The 23,442-nt window shown below is 41.7% G+C and carries 22 protein-coding genes; 15 read left to right on the forward strand and 7 right to left on the reverse strand.

Annotation, left to right across the window (positions count from 1 at the left end; translation table 11 throughout):
* Positions 1–192 precede the first annotated feature (192 nt).
* Positions 193–954 carry an SHOCT domain-containing protein gene (locus E0F88_RS21130; RefSeq protein WP_131960271.1) on the forward strand — a complete coding sequence of 254 codons (762 nt, stop codon included), beginning with the start codon at positions 193–195 and terminating at the stop codon, positions 952–954.
* A 136-nt stretch (positions 955–1,090) separates the two neighbouring features.
* On the opposite strand, the gene E0F88_RS21135 is transcribed toward E0F88_RS21130, so the two are convergent.
* From E0F88_RS21135 to E0F88_RS21165, 7 genes are all read right to left on the reverse strand, one after another.
* Positions 1,091–1,648, reverse strand: coding sequence for a fasciclin domain-containing protein (locus tag E0F88_RS21135; protein ID WP_131960272.1), 558 nt, complete (start codon positions 1,646–1,648; stop codon positions 1,091–1,093).
* A 126-nt stretch (positions 1,649–1,774) separates the two neighbouring features.
* Positions 1,775–2,920 carry a beta-1,2-mannosidase gene (locus E0F88_RS21140; protein ID WP_131960273.1) on the reverse strand — a complete coding sequence of 382 codons (1,146 nt, stop codon included), beginning with the start codon at positions 2,918–2,920 and terminating at the stop codon, positions 1,775–1,777.
* Between the two features lie 142 nt (positions 2,921–3,062).
* A complete protein-coding gene (locus E0F88_RS21145; RefSeq protein WP_229213856.1) occupies positions 3,063–3,674 on the reverse strand; it encodes a YceI family protein in 612 nt (203 codons plus the stop codon).
* Positions 3,675–3,775: 101 nt separating this feature from the next.
* A complete protein-coding gene (locus E0F88_RS21150; RefSeq protein WP_131960274.1) occupies positions 3,776–4,348 on the reverse strand; it encodes an RBBP9/YdeN family alpha/beta hydrolase in 573 nt (190 codons plus the stop codon).
* A 138-nt stretch (positions 4,349–4,486) separates the two neighbouring features.
* Positions 4,487–5,566 (reverse strand): formylglycine-generating enzyme family protein, encoded by a 1,080-nt coding sequence (locus E0F88_RS21155; protein WP_165940126.1) that lies wholly within the window; start codon positions 5,564–5,566, stop codon positions 4,487–4,489.
* A gap of 24 nt (positions 5,567–5,590) precedes the next feature.
* Positions 5,591–7,156 (reverse strand): sulfatase family protein, encoded by a 1,566-nt coding sequence (locus E0F88_RS21160; protein ID WP_131960275.1) that lies wholly within the window; start codon positions 7,154–7,156, stop codon positions 5,591–5,593.
* Positions 7,157–7,350: 194 nt separating this feature from the next.
* Positions 7,351–8,016, reverse strand: a complete 666-nt coding sequence (locus tag E0F88_RS21165; protein WP_310589728.1) for a DUF4142 domain-containing protein — start codon at positions 8,014–8,016, stop codon at positions 7,351–7,353.
* Positions 8,017–8,234: 218 nt separating this feature from the next.
* On the opposite strand from E0F88_RS21165, the gene E0F88_RS21170 reads away from it, so the two are divergent.
* From E0F88_RS21170 to E0F88_RS21235, 14 genes are all read left to right on the forward strand, one after another.
* The gene (locus E0F88_RS21170; protein ID WP_131960276.1) at positions 8,235–8,687 is read left to right on the forward strand and encodes a response regulator; all 453 of its coding nucleotides are present in this window, start codon (positions 8,235–8,237) and stop codon (positions 8,685–8,687) included.
* Positions 8,688–8,704: 17 nt separating this feature from the next.
* Entirely contained in the window at positions 8,705–9,322 is a 618-nt protein-coding gene (locus E0F88_RS21175) for a biliverdin-producing heme oxygenase (protein WP_131960277.1), read from the forward strand.
* A 1-nt stretch (position 9,323) separates the two neighbouring features.
* Positions 9,324–11,630, forward strand: coding sequence for an ATP-binding protein (locus E0F88_RS21180; RefSeq protein ID WP_131960278.1), 2,307 nt, complete (start codon positions 9,324–9,326; stop codon positions 11,628–11,630).
* Between the two features lie 201 nt (positions 11,631–11,831).
* Positions 11,832–12,929, forward strand: coding sequence for a DNA topoisomerase IB (locus E0F88_RS21185; RefSeq protein ID WP_131960279.1), 1,098 nt, complete (start codon positions 11,832–11,834; stop codon positions 12,927–12,929).
* A gap of 10 nt (positions 12,930–12,939) precedes the next feature.
* On the forward strand, positions 12,940–13,965 hold the full coding sequence (locus E0F88_RS21190; RefSeq protein ID WP_229213857.1) for a lipid A deacylase LpxR family protein: 1,026 nt from the start codon (positions 12,940–12,942) through the stop codon (positions 13,963–13,965).
* Between the two features lie 212 nt (positions 13,966–14,177).
* Positions 14,178–14,648 (forward strand): ferritin-like domain-containing protein, encoded by a 471-nt coding sequence (locus tag E0F88_RS21195; RefSeq protein WP_131960280.1) that lies wholly within the window; start codon positions 14,178–14,180, stop codon positions 14,646–14,648.
* Positions 14,649–14,853: 205 nt separating this feature from the next.
* Positions 14,854–15,753, forward strand: coding sequence for an alpha/beta hydrolase (locus tag E0F88_RS21200; RefSeq protein WP_229213858.1), 900 nt, complete (start codon positions 14,854–14,856; stop codon positions 15,751–15,753).
* A gap of 184 nt (positions 15,754–15,937) precedes the next feature.
* The gene (locus E0F88_RS21205; RefSeq protein ID WP_131960281.1) at positions 15,938–16,699 is read left to right on the forward strand and encodes a 3-keto-disaccharide hydrolase; all 762 of its coding nucleotides are present in this window, start codon (positions 15,938–15,940) and stop codon (positions 16,697–16,699) included.
* A gap of 51 nt (positions 16,700–16,750) precedes the next feature.
* Positions 16,751–17,602 carry a sugar phosphate isomerase/epimerase family protein gene (locus E0F88_RS21210; RefSeq protein WP_131960282.1) on the forward strand — a complete coding sequence of 284 codons (852 nt, stop codon included), beginning with the start codon at positions 16,751–16,753 and terminating at the stop codon, positions 17,600–17,602.
* 207 nt (positions 17,603–17,809) lie between these two features.
* On the forward strand, positions 17,810–18,637 hold the full coding sequence (locus E0F88_RS21215; protein ID WP_131960283.1) for a sugar phosphate isomerase/epimerase family protein: 828 nt from the start codon (positions 17,810–17,812) through the stop codon (positions 18,635–18,637).
* Positions 18,638–18,759: 122 nt separating this feature from the next.
* Positions 18,760–19,602, forward strand: coding sequence for an alpha/beta fold hydrolase (locus E0F88_RS21220; protein ID WP_131960284.1), 843 nt, complete (start codon positions 18,760–18,762; stop codon positions 19,600–19,602).
* Positions 19,603–19,677: 75 nt separating this feature from the next.
* On the forward strand, positions 19,678–20,763 hold the full coding sequence (locus tag E0F88_RS21225) for an aldose 1-epimerase family protein (RefSeq protein ID WP_131960285.1): 1,086 nt from the start codon (positions 19,678–19,680) through the stop codon (positions 20,761–20,763).
* Positions 20,764–20,996: 233 nt separating this feature from the next.
* Positions 20,997–22,211 (forward strand): class I mannose-6-phosphate isomerase, encoded by a 1,215-nt coding sequence (locus E0F88_RS21230; RefSeq protein ID WP_131960286.1) that lies wholly within the window; start codon positions 20,997–20,999, stop codon positions 22,209–22,211.
* A gap of 165 nt (positions 22,212–22,376) precedes the next feature.
* Positions 22,377–23,417 carry a sugar phosphate isomerase/epimerase family protein gene (locus E0F88_RS21235; protein ID WP_131960287.1) on the forward strand — a complete coding sequence of 347 codons (1,041 nt, stop codon included), beginning with the start codon at positions 22,377–22,379 and terminating at the stop codon, positions 23,415–23,417.
* Positions 23,418–23,442 lie beyond the last annotated feature (25 nt).

Below are 23,442 nucleotides of genomic sequence, written 5' to 3' on the forward strand. Positions count from 1 at the left end.
ATAACTGTGAAGAACGTGTCAAATTTCAAGTGACTTTATTGACTTTTCCTGACAGACCAGACAAACTAACTTCCTCACTGGCAGATGTCAGCTAAATTTTTGTTATTGCTGAAAAGACAGGTTATGGCATTGTTTTTGTTGTGTTTGCCTTACTAAGAGGTATTATTTCAAATGCATCTGAAAATAAGCTATATGAAATCACTTACAAAAGAAGGTCAGGAATTGCTTAAAGGAATTGCTGATCAATACAATTTACAGTTACAAAGTGTAGAAACGATGGCGGAAGCTGTGGTAAAAGGCAATGGGACTATGGCTCAGTTTAACATACCCGAATTAGGTGGAAACGGTCAGTGGATGAAAGGCGGAATGACGATGGTTGGCGATATGTTCAACAATTCACTAAAAGCCAAAGTTGACAAGCTGTGTACTGAACTGGCAAATCTTGTTTCTACCAAGCTCATTTTTGAGGAAGCTTCTGAAAGTTCAGGAAGTATAAAATCAGGCTCTTCCAATGGTTCATGGCCATCGGTATTTGGTAGTCCAACTTCGAGTGGAGCACAAAATAATTTTAAATATGCATACTTTGGTCCGGCACGCCGCCTGGTTATTGAAGAAGATGGAAAGCGGAGCATTTATGATACAAAACATCATCAGATCTCAGGAATTTCACAGCAACAGGGCAGCAACAGGTCTTACCAGTTCACCAGTCAGGACGGCCCGGTTGATCTGGCAAATCTGGCTTTAATTTCAGAGCCCGTAGAGCAAAAGCAGGAAACACCTGAACTAGCCTATGATGTAACGCATGCATATAGCTCCAATACGGTTCTGCCGGATAAAACGCCGGAAGATATCATCATTTCAACGATTGAAAAGATTAATATACTTTTCGAAAAAGGACAGATAACAGAAGAGGAATTCAAGACTAAAAAACAGGAGTTACTCTCAAGATTATAGCAGATAATTCCTGAAACAATTTGAAGAGGTTATTCCGATTGTGGGGTAGCCTTTTTTGTTTGGCCGGATACAAAAAAGGGTGCCCGATTGGGCACCCGATTTAACACTTGTTAGTTGTCATTCCATCCACAAGCTGTTATGGCATTAAAACTTTGTCGATTACGTGAATTACACCGTTTGACTGGTACACATCCGCAATTGTAACCATAGCTTTATTTCCTTTTGAATCTGTTACCCAAACGTCCTTACCTTTTGTGGTAAAACTAAGTTCCTCTCCCTGAACTGTTTTGGCCATAGCTTTGCCGTTACCGTCTTTGATCATTTTCATAACCGACTTTGAGTCAACTTTGCCAGGAATAACGTGATACGTTAAAACAGTTGTAAGCATTGCTTTGTTTTCTGGTTTCAGTAAGTTATCAACTGTCCCTGCCGGCAAAGCAGCAAAGGCTGAATTAACAGGAGCAAAAACCGTGAATGGGCCTGCACCAGACAATGTTTCCACAAGGCCTGCGGCTTTCACAGCAGCAACCAAAGTTGTGTGATCTTTTGAATTAACTGCGTTTTCAATAATGTTTTTGGAAGGATACATTGCTGCTCCGCCAACCATTACTGTTTTCTCTTTTTGAGCAAATGCTCCGAAACTTGCGAACAAAGCGATTGCTAATAGTGTGCTTTTGATTTTGGACGTTTTCATCGAAATAAGTTTGTTTTAGTTTTCGTGATATACGCCTTGAAATCCTTGCCGGATCGAAATGTTTATAAAATATATCAGGTAAAAACAAATTTAGGATCTAATCAGGCTGTCAGGTAGCTATTTAACTCATGGAAGCGGATCACCTGCTGTTTTTAATTTCGGATCATAAATGGCAACACCTACCCGCGAATCAGCACAACCGTAATAAAGCAACCATTTCTTTTTAAAATGAACCATTCCCTCAATAAACACGGTTCCGGCTGCATATTGACCACTTTTTTCAAAGGATTCCATTGGACGGAAAAAAGGAACATCCAGTCTTGAAATTACTTTTGTAGGGTCATTTTTATCAAACAAAACCTGTCCGGCACAATAGCTGTTGGGTGTATAACGAAGATCTCCGTCTGCACCTTTGTCATTTTTTCCATTGTATAAAAGCAAAATACCTTTCTCCGTTAAAATTGCCGGAGGTCCGCATTCGGTAAGATTACTGTCAAAAAAACCTTTTCTCGGTGAAATCAGATTCACAGTATTTTGATTTTTATCAACAACCGGTTCCCAATTAATCAGATCCGTAGAGGTTGCTACGTTCACATTTGCTTCACCAAAATAAAGCCAGTATTTGCCGTTTACTTTTGCAATCACCTGCTTGTCATTGACCAGCCGTGTAAGTATCGATCCTGATTTTGTCCAGATATTGTTGAATTTTCCATTGTACGCTTTTGCAAATGCCGGCCCATGCTTTTGCCATTCAACAAGGTCACGTGATGTAGCCACTCCGATTCTTGCTTTATCCTGATTCCATTGTGTATAAAAAATGACATATAAGCCGTCTTCGGTAACTGCCACGCGCGGATCTTCGCAGCCTCCAGGCCATTCCATTGCTTTCTGACTGTCATCGGCGGGGAATAAAACAGGTGTTTTTCTTCTTTGAAAACTGATGCCATCTGTACTTTCGGCATAGCCAATCCGGGATGTGCGTTTTCCGATTGCTCTGCCTGCCTTATCCTCTGCGCGGTACAGTACAATTACTTTTCCATCCTTAATCGTCGCCGCGGGGTTGAATGTATCATTGGATTCCCAATCGACCATTTTTTTATTCATGGGACACATAAACCGTGATGTGCTGTCGGGAGAAATAACCGGATTCACGCCTTTGGGACGAACAAATCCGCCAAATGCCCAATCCGGTAAACTATTACTCTTTTGTGCATCTGCCACATTACCGGCCAGAATAAATAAAATGAAAAAGGTGAATAATGAATATTTCATAAATATTTCCTGATTTAATTGATCAAGCCAAAGATAAAACCATTTCTTCTGAACAGATTTATAATGTTAAAAATCGGCCACAAAAAATCCTGTCCGATGGAATCAGACAGGATCAAAGTCATGTTAAGGATCTGCGGCTCAATTATTTGTTTGCTACAAGATTAACGTCAAGAGTGAAGTCATTATCAATCGCTTTATCGCCCAGGTTTTCGAAGAAATTGGATGAGCGGAATTTGATATCATATTTGGTTCTGTCTACTGAGATTTTGGCATCAGCAGTTACTTTTTTGCCATCTGATTTAACAGTCGCAGGAAATTTAATGTCGCTGGTAATACCTTTGATGGTCAATTTTCCGGTGATGTCATAAGCACCAGCTCCTTTTGCAGTCACAGAAGTAATCACAAACTTAGCTTGTGGATGCGCTTCAACAGCAAAGAAATCTGCATTTTTAAGGTGACCTGTCAGTTTTCCGTTCATGTCAGCATCCTTAACGTCTGTTACGGTAAGGTTTTTCATGTCAAGAACAAATGTTCCGCCTTTCAGTTTATCTCCGTCAACGATCAACGAACCGCTGCTTAGGGGTACAGTTCCTGCGTGTGTACCGGTAACTTTTTTAGCTCCCCAGGTAACTGTGCTGCTTTTGGTATCCACTGTCAGTGTTTTGTCAGCAAGTTTCGCCTTATCGTCGCCGCCAGCCATTGAGACGGAATTTACTAACATTCCTGCCAAAAGAAATACAAAGATTTTTTTCATAATTTGTTCGGTTTAATTTAATAGTAATAAGTTAATTGGATAAAAACTGCACTAAGATAAACATATATACGTCCTAAAAATTGTGTTGGTTAAAATGTAAATCAGGACAATTCCTGAACTGTCTCTTTTGATAGCTCAAAACTACTCAGCTGTTCCAGTATCAGCTTTCCTTCCTGCCAGTCATGCAGCTTCGAAACCGCGTTAATATGCCCTTTTCTTCCAATGTTAATAAATTCACTTCCCCAGTTCCTTGCAAAAATTTCCGACCGCCCGATAGTGGCATATATGTCATTGTTACTGGCTACGACAATACTTTTAAAGGGCAATTTTAAAGTGGGAACAGGAGTGAAGCCTACAACAAAATTAAGTCTTTTGGATAACTCTGCGTCCGCTGGCGCCACAAGCAAAGCACCTGAAATAAATTCTGAGGTATATTCCTGCGCCCAGTGTGCTACGGTGATACAGCCCAGGCTATGTGCAACCAGCACAGTAGGTTCTGTCAGTTTACTGATTTGTTCCTGTAATTTAACTACCCATTCATCTTTCACAGGCCAGTCCCAGTTTACCTGTTCTGCGCGACTGAACAGATGCGGATATTGTACTTCCCAGATCGTCTGCCAGTGATTAGGCCCTGAGCTTGCTAATCCCGGAACAGTCAAAAAACGCGTAGTCATAAAGATTGATGATGAATAGAAACCTAATGCCTGTAAAAATAAATTCCAAGTTCTGAATTTTTAAACAGTAATAATGAGTTGACGAATTTAAAGTCAAAATTCTTAATGTCCCTTAATTTCTTAAAGTTAAATATTAATCTACTTTTTATTCATCACACAACGAAAGCCAAGGTTATTGCTTCCGCTGGTTACTTCACCTTTTCCTCTGCTGCCTGCTTTGTATCGTATGCAATAATCGTCGCTGCACAAAAATGAACCTCCGCGCTGTACTCTTTTAACCGCGCCCGGCTCATCCGGATCATAGCTGTCCGATGGTCCCTGAGGATTTCTGGAAGCACTTTTCTGATAATAATCGGGACGGTACAAATCCTGGCACCACTCCCAGACATTTCCATCCATATCGAACAATCCATAATTATTTGCAGGAAAAGATTTAACCGGAGCTGCACCTAAATAACCATCCTCTTTTGTGTTTTTGTCAGGAAAGCTGCCCTGGTAAATATTGGCTACCCATTTGTTGCCAGGTTTGAGCTGGTCGCCCCAATAGTAAGTGTGGTTTCCCTTTCCTCCCTGAGCCGCAAATTCCCATTCTGCTTCTGTAGGTAAACGTTTCCCTGCCCATTTTGCATACGCCGCTGCATCCTCATACGATACGTGAATGACAGGATAATTTTCTCTTCCCTTTATCGAGCTGCCTTTTCCTTCGGGTTTTGCCCAGCTTGCATCGGGAGTATAATTCCACCATTGCAAAGGGTTATCCAGTGAAACAGCTGTTGCCGTAGGTGTAAATACGGCCGAACCCGGCACCAGTTTATCTGCCGGAACTCCGGGATAGTCGGCAGGATTAAGTGGTCTTTCAGCCACAGTCTTATAATTGGTTGCTGCTACAAAACGGGCATATTCTGCATTGGTTACTTCATGTTCGTCCATAAAAAAACCATCGACGGTTACATCGTGCATCGGTCTGGAATCCGGAAATTCATCGGAACCCATTAGAAATTTTCCTCCGGGAATCCATTTCATGCCCGTTGTGTCACTTTTTTCCTCTGTAACATTTCCGGCATTTTGAATGGCCGCTGCTCTTGAAGGAATTCCATCCGCGATGCAATGTGCCAGGCTGTCGGCTGTTTTTTCGGCAGCGGTTTGTTTTTTATCACAGCCAAAATTAATTGCTGCAATTCCTATAATAAGAGCAATTGCTTCACTTCTAAACATCATAACTTTTGTCTACGCTGTCTTTTATTATTTCTTCGCTCCGGCCAGTATCTGCAGCGCTTCTTTGTCCTGATATTGATTCATCAACTGTTTCAGTTTTACTTTAAGATCCGCTGTAATTGCTTCCGAGCCTTTGCTGCCATAAATGTTTGCGATTTCTGTCGGATCCGTTTTCAGATCATACAGTTCCCAGGAATCGGCGCCGTTGTAAAAGTAAGCAAGTTTATAACGATCTGTACGTATACCGAAGTGTGGAAACACATGGTGCGGTTCAGGGAATTCGTAATAATGATAATATGCTTCTTTCCGCCATGGCACTTTTGCGGTGGCCTTTGTGCCGTTCAGCAATGGAAAAAATGATTTTCCCTGAATGTCGGACGGGATTTTTACACCTGCAATGTTCAGAACAGTTGGTGCCCAGTCAATATTTAACACAAGATCATCAACCTTAGATCCCGGTTTGATTACACCCGGATAACGAATTACGAAAGGCGTTTTAAGAGATTCCTCATAAATAAAGCGTTTGTCAAACCATCCATGCTCACCCATGTAAAAGCCCTGGTCGGAAGCGTAAATCACAACCGTATTTTTAGCCAGTCCCGATTTGTCAAGGTAATCAAGCAGTTTACCGATATTGCGGTCCAGGGAGTTGGCCGTCGAAAGATAATCTTTCAGATAACGCTGATATTTCCATTCCGTTAACGCTTTTCCGGTCAGTTTTTTTTCTGCCGGTTCTTTTGAGATCTTGTCGTAATAGGCTTTAAATACCTTTTTTTGTTCCGGGTCAAAACGATTGTAAGTCCAGTCCTTATCATAGTCGGCGTCAACCTTTAGGTCCTGTTTCAGTCGCATCGTTTTTTCGATGGTCATATCCTGTTGCTTCGCAGCTTCTCTTCCTTTATAATCATCATAAAAAGTGGAAGGCAGCGGGAAGTTTACATTGTCATAAGCACCCAAATCCTGCAAGTCCGGCAGCCATTCTCTGTGGGTAGCTTTATGCCCGACTATAAGAAAAAATGGCTTGGAATTATCCCGTTTGTCCAGCCAATCGGTTGAAAACTTAGTAATGATATCTGAAACATAACCTTTGTAACGGGTTGTGTCGTTGGGCTGGCTTATGAAATCCGGATTGTAATAATTGCCCTGTCCAGGTAATATATTCCAGTAATCAAACCCTTTCGGCAGACTGTTGAGGTGCATTTTACCAATCCAGGCAGTTTGGTAACCGCTTTGTCTCAGCGTTTCAGGAAATAACGTCTGATTGGTATCAAATCTTGTCCTGTCGTTTCTTTTGTAGCCATTGGTATGGCTGTATTTTCCGGTAAGTAATGTTGCCCGGCTCGGTCCACAAATCGAATTTGTAACCAGGTTATTGTTTAATAATGCGCCTTCTTTTGCAATACGGTCAATGTTAGGCGTCTTGGCAAATTTGTTTCCGTAAGCGCCAATTGCCTGATAGGCGTGGTCGTCGGAAAATATAAAAATGATGTTTGGTCTTGCTGCCGATTTGCCGGATTGAGCGTGTACCCTCAGGCGTGTTGTTGTTAATAACAGGAAAGCAACTGCGAAAAGGAGTAAAATACGGAATTTCATGTCAGGATTCAGGACTTAGATCTTTGGTAAATATTAAATGAAACACATAGTCTACAAGGTGAGTAGACAAAGTAAGCGTTAACTTTATTGAATAACAAGAATATTAAATTATTTAAGTGAAAATGATCAGACACTACAGCAAAAAGCGGAAGCATGCTGCTGCATACTCCCGCTCTTTAAATATGTGCAAAATGTTACTTCACAGCATCCTTCATCGCTTGTGCCATTTCCAGGTGGTGCTGTAAAGTTGGTACTTTCCCAGCCGCCCAAGATTTGATATCAGCATCTTTGCCATCTTTTGCTGCTTCCTGAAATTCGTCAATATCTTCCTTATGGTCATCTACCATAAAAGAAGCATAGGCCTGATCGAATTCTTTTCCTTTTTTCTTAGCTAAATCGTCGTATTTCTTTTGTTTATCGTCGCTTAGTGTCGCAGGCAAAGTAATATTTTTCTGCTGCGCCAGCGCTTTAAGTTCGTCACCAGCTTTTGAATGATCCTTTACCATCATTTTACCAAAATCCTTAACCGCCGAAGAAGAGCCATTGGTTTGTGCTAACTCTCCAAGTTTTACTTCTATCATACCACCATCCGCAGCGGCAACAGCAAATTCAGTATCATCCTCTACCTTAGTATCCTCAAATTTTTCTTCATTCTGTTCTTCTGCTACCTCTTTGCTATCCTCTTTTTTTTCAGAGTTGCAGGCAGAGAAAGTCATCATGGAAGCTATTAGCAGTGCACTTAACGTGATCCTTTTCATAATTAGTGATATTTTTTTGTGATATAATGCTCTTGAGGGGTAAAAAAGCATGCCAGTTGGATTAATCAAAAAATAGCTGGTTGGATTAACTACTAAACTCATCTAATACAAATTTGAATACGTATATTTAGATTAGCAGATATGTAGGATGCAGCACTTATCTAAAAAATCTTAAAACCAAACCGGAAGGAAGCAAATCGCTGAAAAGTGATGCTGAAGATGTCTGCTTGAAAAAGATATATTAAATTTGATTTTTATATTGTAGTCCTGTTAAGGACAAAACAAACTTAGCTGGTAAGGCGCAGCCCCATTAATCATCAATGAAAGAGAATAAACCCGTCCACATTTTACTGGCGGACGACGATGAAGACGATACCTCTTTATTCCAGGAAGCGCTGGAACAAATACAGATTTCCACCAGACTTGACATTGCAGAAAATGGTATGGAGCTGATGCATACACTGGCGGATAATCAGCATGTACCTGACTTGATATTTTTGGATATGAATATGCCAATTAAAAATGGCCTGGAATGTCTTGTCGAGATCAGGAATTCCGACGATTTTAAGGAAATTCCGGTTGTTATTCTTTCAACATCGGTTGCAGATTATCTTCTGAAATCTGCCTATCAGGCGGGAGCAAATCTTTATATTCAGAAGCCAACGAGTTTTTCAGGTTTAGTACAAATCATAGAAAAGTGCCTTAGCCGGAAGGAGGATTTGAAAAATACGACGGATCTGGAACAATTTTTGATCAGGAACAACAATAATTAAGTTTCAATATTCGCAGCATGAATGAATTAACTGTTTCTAAACAGAATCAGGATGTTTTTTTAAGTAATCTCAGGCAGGAAACGGCAGACAGCCACAGACAATTAGAGGAAAATGAATTCTCAAAAGCGATCCTGGATCCTGCGGTAACATTGAACGGCTATCAAACTTATATTGCCAAACTCTATGGTGTTACATTTGCCTGCGAAACGGAAATTTACCCTATCTTAGAGCCGGTCTTAACTGATCTGGCACAAAGGAAAAAATCTCAATTAATTATTAGGGATCTTTTTAATACTGGAATTTCCCCCGAAATCACAGATAAACTTCCGGGTTATCATTTCAGAGCCAACGGAATTGCAGAGGCTTTGGGTGTTATGTATGTGCTTGAGGGTTCGACATTGGGAGGGAAAATTCTTTACAAGCATATTAATAACACACTGGGATTAGATGCTTCTCACGGTGCATCGTATTTCTGGGGATATGGTACAGAAACAGGGCTACTGTGGAAAACATTCATCTCTTCTCTTGCTGCATTTGCAGTTCAGAAAAGTTGTGAAAAAGAAATTATTTCAAGTGCGGTTCAAACATTCACGGCAATAAATAATTGGCTCGACCAGGCCAGGATCAATTGGTAAAATGAATATTACAGATATTGTTAACCGGGATATTGTAAATCTGACAAACTGCGAAAGTGAACCGATTCATATCCCGGGAAGTATTCAGCCGCATGGCTTTTTGTTGGGTTTAAAAGGACAAAATCAGGTTATTGATTTTTGCAGCGCAAACAGTGCCGAGTTTATTCTGCTTTCGCCCGAAATGCTGCTGGGAAAATCGTTAACAGAAATTTTTGATAAAAACCAGGCGGATAACTTTATTGTTTATTCGATTGAAAATCAAATTGATCCGGCAAAGCCTTTTGTGTTTACGTTAAACGATATTCCTTACAATACGACAGTCCACCAGAGCGGAGACACACTCATATTGGAACTGGAACCTTTCCCGGACGGGACGCTTGATCTGCCAAATCTTTACAGCCAGACAAAGAACTTTGTATCCTCCATGGAAAGGCAAAGTTATTTGCCGGAGTTGTGCGCGGATATTGCTGATCAGACAAGAAACATTACCGGTTACGACCGGGTAATGATCTACCGTTTTGATGCGGAGTACAACGGTGAAGTAATAGCGGAAAGTAAAAGGGAGGATCTTGAATCATTTTCGGGACAAAAATATCCGCATACCGATATTCCTGCTCAGGCCAGAGAGCTTTATATTAAAAATCAGCTTCGGATGATTGCAGATATAAATTATCAGCCGGTTCCCATCCTGACTTTAAATAGCGTTGGCGATAAGGACAATAAATCTCTCGACCTCAGTCTTTCCATATTAAGGAGCGTTTCTCCGATTCATGTTGAGTATCTCAAAAATATGGGCGTTGGTGCTACACTGACCATTTCGCTTTTGCAGAACAATAAACTGTGGGGGTTAATCGCCTGTCATCATTACAGCCCGAAGGTATTGCCGCATTATACCAGGTTATCCGCATTGCTTCAGGGGCATTTTCTTACTTCGCAAATCGCTGTCAGGGAAGTTGCCGAAGAGTTTGAGATCAGTGTATCCGTAGATAAAGCATTGTTGGATTCATTGGAGTTACTCCATGAAAATGAGAACTTTATCGAAGAGAATTTTGAGTCACCTTCATTATTGAAACTTGCCAATGCAACAGGTTTCGTAATTTATCATAAAGGAAAATTATACAAAAACGGGAATGTTCCTTCAAATGAGGAACTGGTTCCGTTGTTGAAATTTTTATCTGAAAATTACCAGAATAGGGGATTGCATACCGAGCAATTAATAGATATTTATCCCCAGGGAGAAAGTTTATCAAAATTTGCTGCGGGTATTATCTATCACTCCATCGCTGCCGGAACGCCTGACGGAATACTCTGGCTTAGGGCAGAAAGACGGGAAACAATAAATTGGGCCGGCAATCCGCATAAGGCAGTTATTCATAATGAAGAGGGTGTAGCAAGACTTTCCCCTCGTAAATCATTTGAGTTATGGCTGGAAGAGGTGAAAGATAAAAGTGCCGCGTGGAGAAAATCGGAGTTGGGTTCTTCGTCCAACTTTGCTTATTCCATACAAAAACATATTAATTTGAGATATGTCAGAAGTCAGGAAAATAAAAACCGTCTCCTCAACGACGAACTCAAAGCTGCAAATAAGGAGCTCGCAAACCTGAACTGGATCAGTACACACGATTTAAAGGAACCTTTGCGTAAAATTCAGATTTTTGCATCTAAAATTCTGGATCGCGAACAGCCTGACATTTCCGCTCAGGTTAAGGATTCGGTAGAACGAATGCGTTTTGCTGCGGAAAAAATGCAGTTGCTGATTGAAGATATTTTAAGTTATTCCAAGGCCGGAAATATGGAAAAGGTTTACGAAACCGTAGATCTCAACCTGATCCTGCAAAAAGTACTGGAGGAACTAAATGATAATATTGATGAGAAAAAGGCGCTGATAACTTCGGCAGAGTTACCGGCACTTAGTGTGATTCCTTTCCAGATACACCAGCTGTTTGTCAATTTGCTCAGCAATGCAATTAAATTTTCAAAAGAAGAAAAGAATCCAGCAATAGTAATTGACGTCCAGATTGTAACAGGTAACCAAATCCTGAAAGAAAGGACAGAAGCTAATGCCTTACTTCCTTTTTACGCCGTATCTTTTCAGGACAACGGAATCGGGTTTGAGAAAGAGTATGAAAGCAGAATTTTTGATGTCTTTCAAAGACTTCATCCGGCAAACAAATATCCAGGAACGGGCATAGGGCTCGCGATCTGTAAGAAAATTATGGAAAATCATGGCGGTTATATTACGGCCGATTCTGAACCGGGAGAAGGATCGCGATTTACATTATATTTTCCTTTTGAGAACGAAGGCTGAGAACTGAATTTTTCTCATTTGAGTACATTGTTCCTCATCAAATTAACCGGAAAGGTTGTTTGATGAGGATTTTTTAAGATTGTATAATAATGAATAGAGGCCTGATGCTTTTAAACGCCATAACCTAATAAAGAGGTTTTTCTAAAATTATCTGGTATCAAATTTATTACCATTAACGCTTACATTTAATGGTAGTAAATTATGTCATCAGCACCAGCAGTTGGAACGTTAACCGAACCACCGGTTATCACTGCAAAACAGATTAAGAAATTAAAAAAGGATCCCGCACTGACAGCCGCTGCCGCCGGACTTAACTATATCACTGCCAACGCACCTGGTTTTTTTCGGAAGGGAAAAGCGCCTAAATTCCATTACTTTGATCAGCAGGGTAATCGCTGCAAGGACAAAAACGCGGTTAAAAGAATAAAAGCACTTGTGCTTCCGCCCGCCTGGCGTGAGGTGTGGATCAGCGAAGACCCGGAAGGTCATTTGCAGGCAACCGGTATAGATGAAGCAGGGCGGAAACAATACCGCTATCATCCGCACTGGAACCTGATCCGTAATCAGACCAAGTATTACAGGCTGCTCACTTTTTCGGAAGCTCTTCCTATGCTTCGTGAGCAGGTAGAACATGACTTGAGGAGAAGATCAAACGATCTGAATAAAGTAATTGCATTGGTTATTAAACTGATGGATAAAACCTGTATCCGGGTTGGTAATCAGCGCTATAAAATAAAACATGGTTCATCGGGCATTACCACGCTTGATGCACGCTGTACAACCATTCAGGGAAGTAAAATCAGGTTTAAGTTTACAGGTAAAAAAGGGATCAAGCAGGATATCGTTCTGCGTGATGTGCAGCTGGCGAGATTGGTAAAACAATTTAAGGAAATGCCCGGAAAGCGTCTGTTTAAATATACAAACGAAAATGGCGGACTTTGCGCCTTAAATGCCGGACAGGTAAATGAATACATCCGGCAACATACAGGCGGAAGTTATTCTGCAAAGGACTTCCGCACCTGGATGGGTACAGTTACAGCCTTTGAATATTTAAGCGGGCAGGAAAAATGTGAAACGAAGCGGCAGTTTACCCGTACGGTAAATACCTGTCTGGATGTGGTTGCAGCCCACCTGGGTAATACCCGGACGGTCTGTAAAAAGTATTATGTTCATCCTGCGGTCTTCCGGGCTTACGAAAACAGTAAAATTCAAAGGCTTTTAAATAAGGAAGTACATGAAATGTCGCATTTGTCAAATAATGAGCAGTTGGTGAAATCATTGTTAGCTCATCAGGTTTGAAACACTGGATATGCAGATTGGCATCAGGATCAATCTGCATATTGTTTTCTGCCGTATATGGGAAGCTATGTATAAAACACCGATCCTGATTTTCTTCCTGCTTCTCCCTACTTTTCCATCTTTTGCTCAGAGATCGGATAATACGGCTTCGTTCAGGAACGTAACCGGTGATAAGTACTTTCGTATTCATTACGACAACGATTTCTTCACCAAAACCGATTACTATTACACCCAGGGGTACAGTCTGGAAATGGTGCACCCTTTTTTAAGTAAAAATCCGGTTTCTAAAATATTACTTCAATTAAAAAACAGCCGCTCCAAGTCCGGCCTCGCCTTCGAACATTATGGTTTTACACCCACGAGTATAAAAAGCAATGACATTTTAAAAGCAGACAGACCATTTGCCGGTGTCATTATGCTGAAATCTTTTTCAATTTCTGTTGATACCATTCGCAGGCAAAGACTGGCTTCGACTTTAAGTCTGGGAATGATTGGTCCGGCGGCTTTTGCAGGGAGAATGCAGGCAACCATTCACCGCTGGACGGAAGACCCGCAACCACTTGGCTGGCAATATCAGATTAGAAATAACCCGGTTATTAATTACGAACTTGCTCATGAAAAAGAGCTTGTTAATGTACCGGATATTCTTTCGGTAAATACAAATGTTCAGGCGAGACTGGGAACACTTTCCGACAAAGTCATGGCAGGTTTATCTCTTACCCTGGGCCGTTTTGATTCTTCATTTGGTAAGCGTGAGAAAAACCACAAAAGGAATTTCCGGATATATGTATACAGCCAGCCTATGGCTGGTCTGGTGGGTTATGACGCCTCTTTGCAAGGTGGATTTTTAAGCAGAAAAAGTCCTTACACGGTTAAAAGCACGGATATTAATAGAATCACCTTTCAAAATAATTTCGGAGTGGTCGTTAATGTCTGGAAAATTTATGCGGAATATTACCAGATCTATTTAAGTAAAGAATTTAAAACCGGAAGGGATCACCAGTGGGGCGGAGTAAAATTTGGCGTTGCGTTTTAATGAGATTTTTCTTCTCAAAACTTAACGGCTGACAATTAGAAATCATTTGGTGTCTAAGATTTCGTGAAAATAGTCAATCATTCGGGAAAAAACGGCAACATATAGGACAGATAAATCTGTGAAAACAACAGTTTCATATTATTTAAATACTGGCATAGGTTTTTAAGATTACAGATCAACAAACGATCATTAACATTAAAAACTATAAAGTTATGGAAACCAACGAAAATCTTGTAGAAGTATTAAACGACCTGATTAAGATTAATAATGACCGTATTGACGGTTATGAAAAAGCACTGGTTGAAGTAGAAGACATTGACGTCGATTTGAAAGCAATGTTTCAAAAAATGGCCAACGAAAGCCGTGAATATGTTGCAGAGTTAAGCCGTGAAGTAGCTGCACTTGGTGGAGAAATTGAAACAGGAACAACAAATTCAGGTAAGATCTACCGCGTTTGGATGGATATAAAAGCAACATTTACGGGCCATGACAGAACATCGGTTCTTGAAAGTTGTGAATATGGTGAGGATGCAGCTCAGGAAGCATACGAAGATGCGCTGGCAACAGACGCGGATCTTTCAGTTGAAATCAGACAGCTCATCACTGATCAGAAAGCTTCACTTAAAGAATCACACGATCTGATCAAAAAATACAGAGATATGCATCAGGCTGTAAACAGCTGATCATAAACAATACACACATTTAAAAATGGGATTCGATTCATTTCGGATCCCATTTTTTTGTTTAAATATTTTGTAGAAAAACAGTTTTTATGTTTAAACTCCGGCATAAAACATGGTAGACTTTAGCTTTAAAATGCTTTGATTCTTATATAACTGGCCTGATTCGTAATCAGGGTTTGTTGTATTAAAAATTAAAGTACTACAAATGATGCTGCGGTCTGTTCTGCTTTTTGCCTGTTTGCTGTGTTGTATCAGCGGATTTTGCCAGGATCCCCTGTATCCGGGTAAAATCCCGAATAGTAAAAACGTGACAAACGAGGAAGAGATTAAGACCAGCCCGGGCGGAGATTCTCTTGCTTATAAAGTTTCCATTCCAACAATCCAGGCATTTCTTCCTTCAAAGGACAAAGCAAATGGAACGGCTGTAATTATTTTCCCCGGTGGAGGATATCATACTTTGGTATTGAAACGGGAAGGAAGTGATATGGCGCGCTCGTTCAATAAGCTGGGCGTGGCTGCATTTGTTGTAAAATACCGCATTCCGGACGACAGAACGATGGACGACAAATCCATCGGCCCCTTGCAGGATGCGCAGCAGGCAATAAAAACGGTGAGGGAAAATGCGGAGAAATGGAATATCGATCCTCAGAAAATTGGGGTAATGGGATTTTCCGCAGGTGGCCATCTGGCAGCAACTGTGGGTACACACTTTGAAGAATTTTATATTGATAATAAATTAAATACCAGCTTAAAGCCGGATTTTATGCTGTTGGTTTATCCCGTAATCAGTTTTACAGATAGTTTTGGACATACGGGTTCGAGGAAAAATCTTATCGGAACAGACCAGAATAAGATCCGTCTTTTCTCCAATGAATATCACATTTCTAAAACAACACCACCGGCTTTTCTAATTCATGCAGGTACAGATGTGGTTGTACCGGTTGCTAACAGTATTGTATTTTACCAAAACCTGCAAAAGTTCGGCGTTTCGGGGGAATTACACGTTTATTCAAAAGGTGAACATGGTTTTTTAACGTATCCCGCATTTGATGAATGGTTTGGCAGGTGTACTACCTGGATGAAAAGTAAGGAACTCATTCGCTGAAAGCAGCGGATGCCGAAAGATTAATTCAAAACAGGTTAGTACAGGATAGTGTGACCGATAATTTTAGGAATTTTTGGATATAATTTTCTTCTTTTTTAAGACTATTGAACAGAATGTGCTTATTTAAGAAGTGTTTATGACGAGTGAATATTTCTAATCCTTAAAACGTAAATAATAATCCAAGATGAATTCTAAAGTAAATAAAGTATTGGCCGGCATGGTGGTGGCACTTTTTATTACCGGCCAGATTTCCTGTGTTGCACAAAAAAAGGAAAAAGGATTCGTTCAGATTTTTGATGGTAAGTCGTTGAAAGGCTGGGAGGGAGATACAAAATACTGGAGAGCTGAAAATGGAAATCTGGTGGGAGAAATTACTCCGGAAACACTTTTGAAAACAAACTCTTTCATTGTCTGGAAAGGCGGACAACCAGGTGATTTTGAATTAAAAGGTTCATTTAAAATAACTGAAAAAGGAAATTCGGGGATCAATTACCGCAGTGAGCAACTGACTGACATTCCAAATGCATTGAGAGGTTATCAGCTTGACATCGACGGAGCCAACAATTATACAGGCCAGAATTATGAAGAGCGTAAAAGAACAACGCTTGCTTACCGCGGAGAAATTGTGTCTGTAAACGAACCAACAGACAAATCAAAAGAAGCTTTTGGTGCAAACCTAAAAAATAATGCGTGGCTTGGCAGAACAGTAACCGGATCATTGGGGAAATCGGACGAGCTTAAAACTAAAATTAAAAGCGGAGACTGGAATGAGTTTCGTCTTGTTGCAAAAGGAAACCGTCTGCAACATTACATCAATGGAATTTTGATGAGTGATGTGACGGACAACGACACAATGAGCGGAAAATTGACAGGTTCACTGGGAATTCAGGTGCATGTTGGACCGCCAATGAAAGTTGAATATAAAGACATTCAGATTAAGCAGTAAATAACTTAAATACGGCTGTTCGTATTTTGCCGACAGCCAAAAGCTTTTCAGATGAATAAAATAGGATTTAATGTACTGGCCTGGACAGCGGCAGTTTCGGACGATTTATTTCCAACGATAGACAGGCTCAAAGGCATTGGTTACGATGGCGTAGAATTTTATCTTGGCGCACCCGATCTTTCTGCCTATCAGAGAATGGGGAATTATACCAAAAGCGTTGGTCTTGAAACGACTGCTGTGATGACATTGGGAAAAGATGAAAACCCGGTAAGTCAATCGGCTGATGTTCGTGAAAAAGCGCTGGATAAAATAAAATGGGGCGTTGACCGTGCGCATGCCTTAAATGCAAAGATCATTTGCGGCCCGTTCCATTCAGCCCATACCATATTTGTAAACCGTCCAGCGCTTGATGAGGAATATATACGGGCGGGAGAAGTGTTGCACGCAGCTGCGGAATATGCCAAACAGGCTGATATTGTATTTGCTCTGGAAGCGCTAAACCGTTTCGAATGCTATCTCTGCAACACGATGGAACAGCTTACCAAGCTTATCAGGGCCGCAGATCATCCGAATGTCCGGGCAATGTTTGATACGCATCATGCCAATATTGAGGAAAAAAAATACGGTCCGGCACTTCAAACCATCGCTCCGGTTTTAGCACATGTTCACATCAGCGAAAATGACCGTGGAACTCCCGGCGACGGGCAGGTCCTTTGGGATGATGCTTTTGCCGGACTCGCTAAAATTCAATACAAAGGCTGGCTCACTATCGAAGCTTTTTCAAGAAATGACCCTGATTTTGCCAACGCAATAGGCGTCTGGCGGGAATTTTCAGATCCATGGGATATCGCTGAAAACGGATATAAGTTTATTCGGGAGATGGGTGAGAAGCATGGACTTTGAACAGTTAAAAATTAATAATGAAGAGTTAAGAATTTCGGTTGAGGAAATATTAATTCAAACATAAGTCCGACGGACTTGAATATGAATAGCCCCGGGTGTAACCCGGGGAATTGAAATCGTAATACTGGTTGTATCAACCACAAAATGGTTGAACATTCCGGCACAGGTTTAGCTAACTGCTAACCGTTAAAACCCAATCGCTAGCAAATGTCAGAAAAACTCCCGTTTCGTTTTGGCTCTGAGGTTTATACCTGGTTTATGAGCAACAGCGGACAAACGCACCAGGGCCGTTTGGGCCACATGATCGAAGTTATATCAAAAGCAGGATTTACCGGAATACAGCCAATTTTCACCTGGATGGGAGACCTGATTGATCCCGATCTTTTAGAGGCAAAATTAAAAGAACAAGGTATTGAGCTTGCAGCATTGGCTCTTGCGCTTGAGTGGAACGAAGCAGAAGAAACCGAACGCGAACGCGAAGTTGCAGATCACGCGATCCGTGTGCTGCAGCGTTTTCCGGGTGCTGTTTTAAATACAGTTCAGATTCCAACAGGCCGTCATCATCTTGCGCAGCGCCAGGCTAGTCTGGTAGATATTGTTAACCGTGTTTCTGCAAGAGCAGCCGAAAAAGGTGTTCTGTGCAGCTATCATCCCAATTCACCCCATAGTTCCATTATCCGGACAGAAGAAGATTACAAAATTGTTCTCGAATCTTTGGATTCATCCGTAACAGGCTGGACACCCGATGTTGGTCATATTATCAACGGGGGCATGGATCCGCTTTCCAAAATGAAAGAATACCAGGCGCTGATCAATCATGTTCATTATAAAGACTGGAACGGAGATCCAGAGTTTGCACTGATGGGAAAAGGAAAGGTTGATCTGCCCGGAATAACCCAATGGCTGAAAGATATCAATTATACAGGCTGGATTATTTGTGAAGATGAAGGGGAAGAAGCATTGGAAGATCCGGATTTTGTAACACTCCACGATGGGAAATGGATTCAGGAAGAATTGATCCCGGGATTAGTTTAGGCTGTCGGCCTTCTTTTATGATAAAAAACTGTGACCAGGGCAGTAGTGAAAAAGCATGCTCAGGCATGTATGTAAAGATTTACTAAGCTAACAGCTAAAAACTAATTGCTAAAAGCTAATCCATGCCAACTATTAAAACCAACGGAATACATCTGCATTACGAGGAACGCGGTTCAGGTGAATCGCCCGACGACATACCTTTACTGCTCATCATGGGTATCACGGCCCCCGGGTCAGTCTGGAATGTTCATTTGGCTGATTGGCAGCATCATTTCAGATGTATTATTGGTGATAATCGTGGCGTCGGTCTTTCCGACAAACCTGCCGGGCCTTATTCCACGGAGCAAATGGCTGATGACTATGCCGGACTGCTGGATGCTATCGAAGTTAAAAAAGTAAAAGTTGTCGGCTGTTCTATGGGAAGTACCATTGCACAGCAGCTTGCAATCCGTCATCCACATAGGGTTGAATCTCTGGTTTTGATGTGTCCGTGGGCAAGATGTGACCATTATGCTCAGGCTCTTTTTCAGCATATCATGAACAGCAAAGCGCGATTCAGACCGGAGGAATTCAGTTTGTATATGCAGCTGCTTATTTTTTCAAAATCATCCTGGGATGACGCAGAGAAATGTGCCGAACTGGAGATGGGGCGCAGGCAGGATGCCACAAATCCTTTTCCTCAACCTTTACATGGGTTGGAGGGCCAGGCTGCGGCATGCATCAGTCACAATGTTCTAGCTGATTTAAAAAAGATCCACCAGCCAAGCTTAGTAATCGGAGGGCGGGAAGACATTTTCACACCTGTCTGGATGGCCGAAGAAGTTGCAGGCGGGATTGACGGTTCAGAACTTTTTCTTTATGATAAACTGGGACATGCATTCCATTTTGAAAACACGGAAGACTTTAATCCCAGAGTCAGAAACTGGCTGCTTGGGAAAAACTATCCTGCTGAAACTTTAAATTAATAAGAAAAAAGTGGTTAAATAAGCCGCTTTGCGGTCTTTTCTTATTTGGATAATATTTTTAAATAATACAAAATAATGGAGAGTGCCGATTCAACAAACCAGGGCTGGAAAGACAAAGTATCAAATCATGCCCAGATTGGGGGAATTGAAACTTCTGTGCTGGATAACGGAGCAGGAAGAGGAACACGCATTGCCTGGATTAACACAGGTACTGGTCTAAGATATAAGGTGGTCATTGACAGGGCAATGGATATTGCTGACGCCTTTTATAACCAATACAGTCTGGCGTGGTTGAGCCATGGAGGAATTGCCTATCCGCAGCCATTTGCCGATAAAGGAATTGACTGGCTGAGAACCTTCGGTGGCGGATTGCTTACAACCTGCGGACTTTCCCATGTTGGCGGACCAGAATCTGACGAAGTCGGGGACAGAGGTTTACATGGTTTGATCAGTAATAGTCCCGCAGAAATTATATCGGTTATTCAGCCAGATCCACGAATAGGTCAGCTGGAAATGAGCATTACCGGTATCATTCGTGAAACGAAGCCGTTCGGACCAAGTCTGGAATTAAAAAGAACAATATCTGCAACGCTTGGAAAGGCAACAATTCGTATTCATGATGAGGTAATTAATAAGGCAAATACGGCGGCACCGCACATGTTGCTTTATCATTTCAATTTTGGCTATCCGCTTGTGGATGAAGGAACAGATTTGTTATGGAATGGTACATGGTTCCCGCGTCACGGTGAAGAAAATGCCAGCATATTTAAGGAAGGAAATGATTTTAAAAAATGTCCCGGACCAATTGAATCTCACCTGGGAACGGGAGAAGAGGTTGTTCTGGTAGACATTGAAGCAGATATTTTCGGACAAAGCGTTGCGGGTTTATATAACTCTAAACTAGGACTTGCCGTATCCATGAACTTCAAAAAAGAGCAATTACCCTGGTTCGCCAACTGGCAGCATTGGGGTAAAGGTGAATATGTTACCGGTCTGGAACCAAGCACACATCCGCTTTCCGGCCAGGCGCAGGCAAGGAAAGACGGAACATTGATATTCATTGAACCGGGTGAGAAGCGGGAATATGATTTGGAGTTGGAGGTGATAACTGAGGAGGATGGGATTAAGGAGTTTTTGCTGAATTACAATCAGGCAATTTAGGTGCCGGTGCTTTGCACCTGACTACTTAAGTAATTATTACCAGTAGATAGGTTAAGAAATGATCGATCAAATCTGTTACGACGATCTGTTAAATGTTAGAAAAGGTGCAGAGCACCGAAAGATTTGTAGAAATATAATTTCAGATAAGATAGTAAGGTGCAGAGCACCGCAATAAGATTTTTCAAAAACCAGAAAGTAAGATTAATAACTAAACCAATTTTTAAAATTAACCGATGGGACTTTCAAGTATAGCCGGGAAGGCATTAGAACAGGGAAAAGGAATATTACGCTTGGCTCCGACCTGGGTGCCGCGTTCGTTTTGTGTACCTGGTCGAAGAATAAAATTACATCCGGACGATTATTACGTGCTTGGCGGTGAGCGTGGCGGTATAGACGAGCGCTGGTTGTCTTCAACAACTCCGGCGGAGAATGGTCCGCTTACAGGAGAAAATGAAGGTTTAAGCCAGATCGTTTTTGAAGATGAATCAGGTGTTCAGAAAGTGACATTGAAGGACGCGGTAAATGAGCTGAAAGGTGAAATTATAGGTGACCGCCTTTGGGATGAATACCAGAGCTGGCCAATGTATTCCAAGTTTTTCGACAACATGGGCCCGTTACCCCACCATATTCACCACAGAGATGAGCACGCTGCGATGGTGGGCCAGAACGGAAAGCCGGAGGCATATTATTTCCCTCCGCAACTCAATAACCACGGCGGCGATTTCCCATACACATTTATTGGTATTGCGCCTGGCACCTCGAAGGAGCAGATCAAGGAGTGTCTGATGAACTTCACCAAGGGTGATAATAAGATTACCAACTACTCGCAGGCGTTTCGTTTGGAGCCTGGAACAGGATGGGATGTTCCTCCTGGCATGTTGCATGCTCCTGGTAGTTTGTGTACCTATGAGCCTCAAAAAGCATCCGATATTTTTGCAATGTATCAATCACTTGTTAATGAAGCGATTATTCCGGAGGAATTGCTTTGGAAAGGAACGCCAAAAGACAGAATCGGTGATTACGACTTGCTAATGGAAGTGATCGACTGGGATTTGAATGTGAATCCTAATTTGATGGAAAAGCACTTCATGCGCCCTAAACCGGTAAAGGACGTAAAAGAAATGGAGGCAGAGGGATACAGCGAAAACTGGATTTGTTATAAAAGCGAGGCTTACAGTGCCAAGGAACTTACCGTTTTTCCGGGACAGACTGTTACCATTACTGATGCAGCTGCTTACGGATTGATCGTCATGCAGGGCCATGGTAAGCTTGGTGTTTGGGATATCGAAACTCCTGCGCTTATCCATTACGGACAACTGACAAATGATGAATTCTTTGTGAGCGAACGAGCTGCACAGGAAGGAGTCGTGATCAGCAATCCGTCAGCAAATGACCCGATTGTGATGTTGAAACATTTTGGTCCGCTGAATCCGGATCTGGTGTTATGAAGCTATTATCGATTAGCTTTTAGCTGAATACGGCATTTAAAGTTAATTCAATAGCTGATGATTTGAGCTCTATTTGTTTTTGATAGTATATATTTTCTTACAAGATGTCTGTTAGTAGTCGGCCGCGGCTGATAGCTAACAGCTAATCGCTAAAACCTATAATCCATGCCAGAAAATAATTATCCAAAGCTTCACAATGCCACATGGCCTGGTATTGTCGGCAAAGGTTCAGATTCTGAACCTATCATTCCTTTTGACACATTGCTAGAAAAAACTGCTGCCGCTGAGGTGAGCGGTGTGAAATTTGACGGCGTTGATATCGGTCTTTTTGATGAGCATCTAGGTTCGTACTTACATAGCGAGGATGGCGCATTCCGTCTTGCGGATAAAGTGCGTGGCTACAATCTTGAGATTGGAAGTCTTGTAGCCAATGTGTGGGCTGGTTCTGCAATGGGTGCCAAGGAGTCCCGGGATATTTTTGTAGAACAAGTACGTAATGCCTGTATTTTTGGTCAGAAACTTCGTGAAGCTGGTGTTAGAAATGGTGGCGTGATCCGTATTGATTCAGCGGTTTCTCCGGAGGTCTGGTCAAAGGATCCCGCAGGAAATACAAAACAAATCGCTGAAACTTTCAGAAAGGCCTGTGACGTTGCGGCTGATTTTGGTGAGAAACTTGCTGCTGAAGGTGAAATCTGCTGGGGAGGTATGCAGAGCTGGAAAACGATGATTGAAACAATGGAAGCTGTGGATCGCCCGAACATGGGTTTTCAGGCGGATATGTCACATACATTCCTTTATCTGCTTGGTTATAACAGTCCGGAGGATCGTATTCTACCAGTGGATTTCCAATGGGGTGACAGAGCTGCTCTGGAAGAAGGACTGAAAACGATGACCGCAAAACTTCGTCCCTGGACATTCGATTTCCACGTTGCTCAAAACGACGGTACGGTTCATGGTACAGGTTCACATGATAAAACGGGTCGTCACTGTCTGGCAACGGATCCAAATGGAAAACTGGATATTACGCATGATGCCGGTTACTGGTTACGTAACGAAAATGGTGAATTGACTAAGGCATTCCGTCATATATGTTGGGATGGTTGTATGTTCCCAAATACGGTTATGGGCGATCAGCAAACCTGGAATGACATACTGTCTGCCTTAGTAAAAGTTCGTCAGGCTCATGGCTGGTATCAAGAGTCTTAATATTTTCAGTTAGATAATTTATTGA

The organism is Dyadobacter psychrotolerans (assembly GCF_004349265.1).
Taxonomy (GTDB): domain Bacteria; phylum Bacteroidota; class Bacteroidia; order Cytophagales; family Spirosomataceae; genus Dyadobacter; species Dyadobacter psychrotolerans.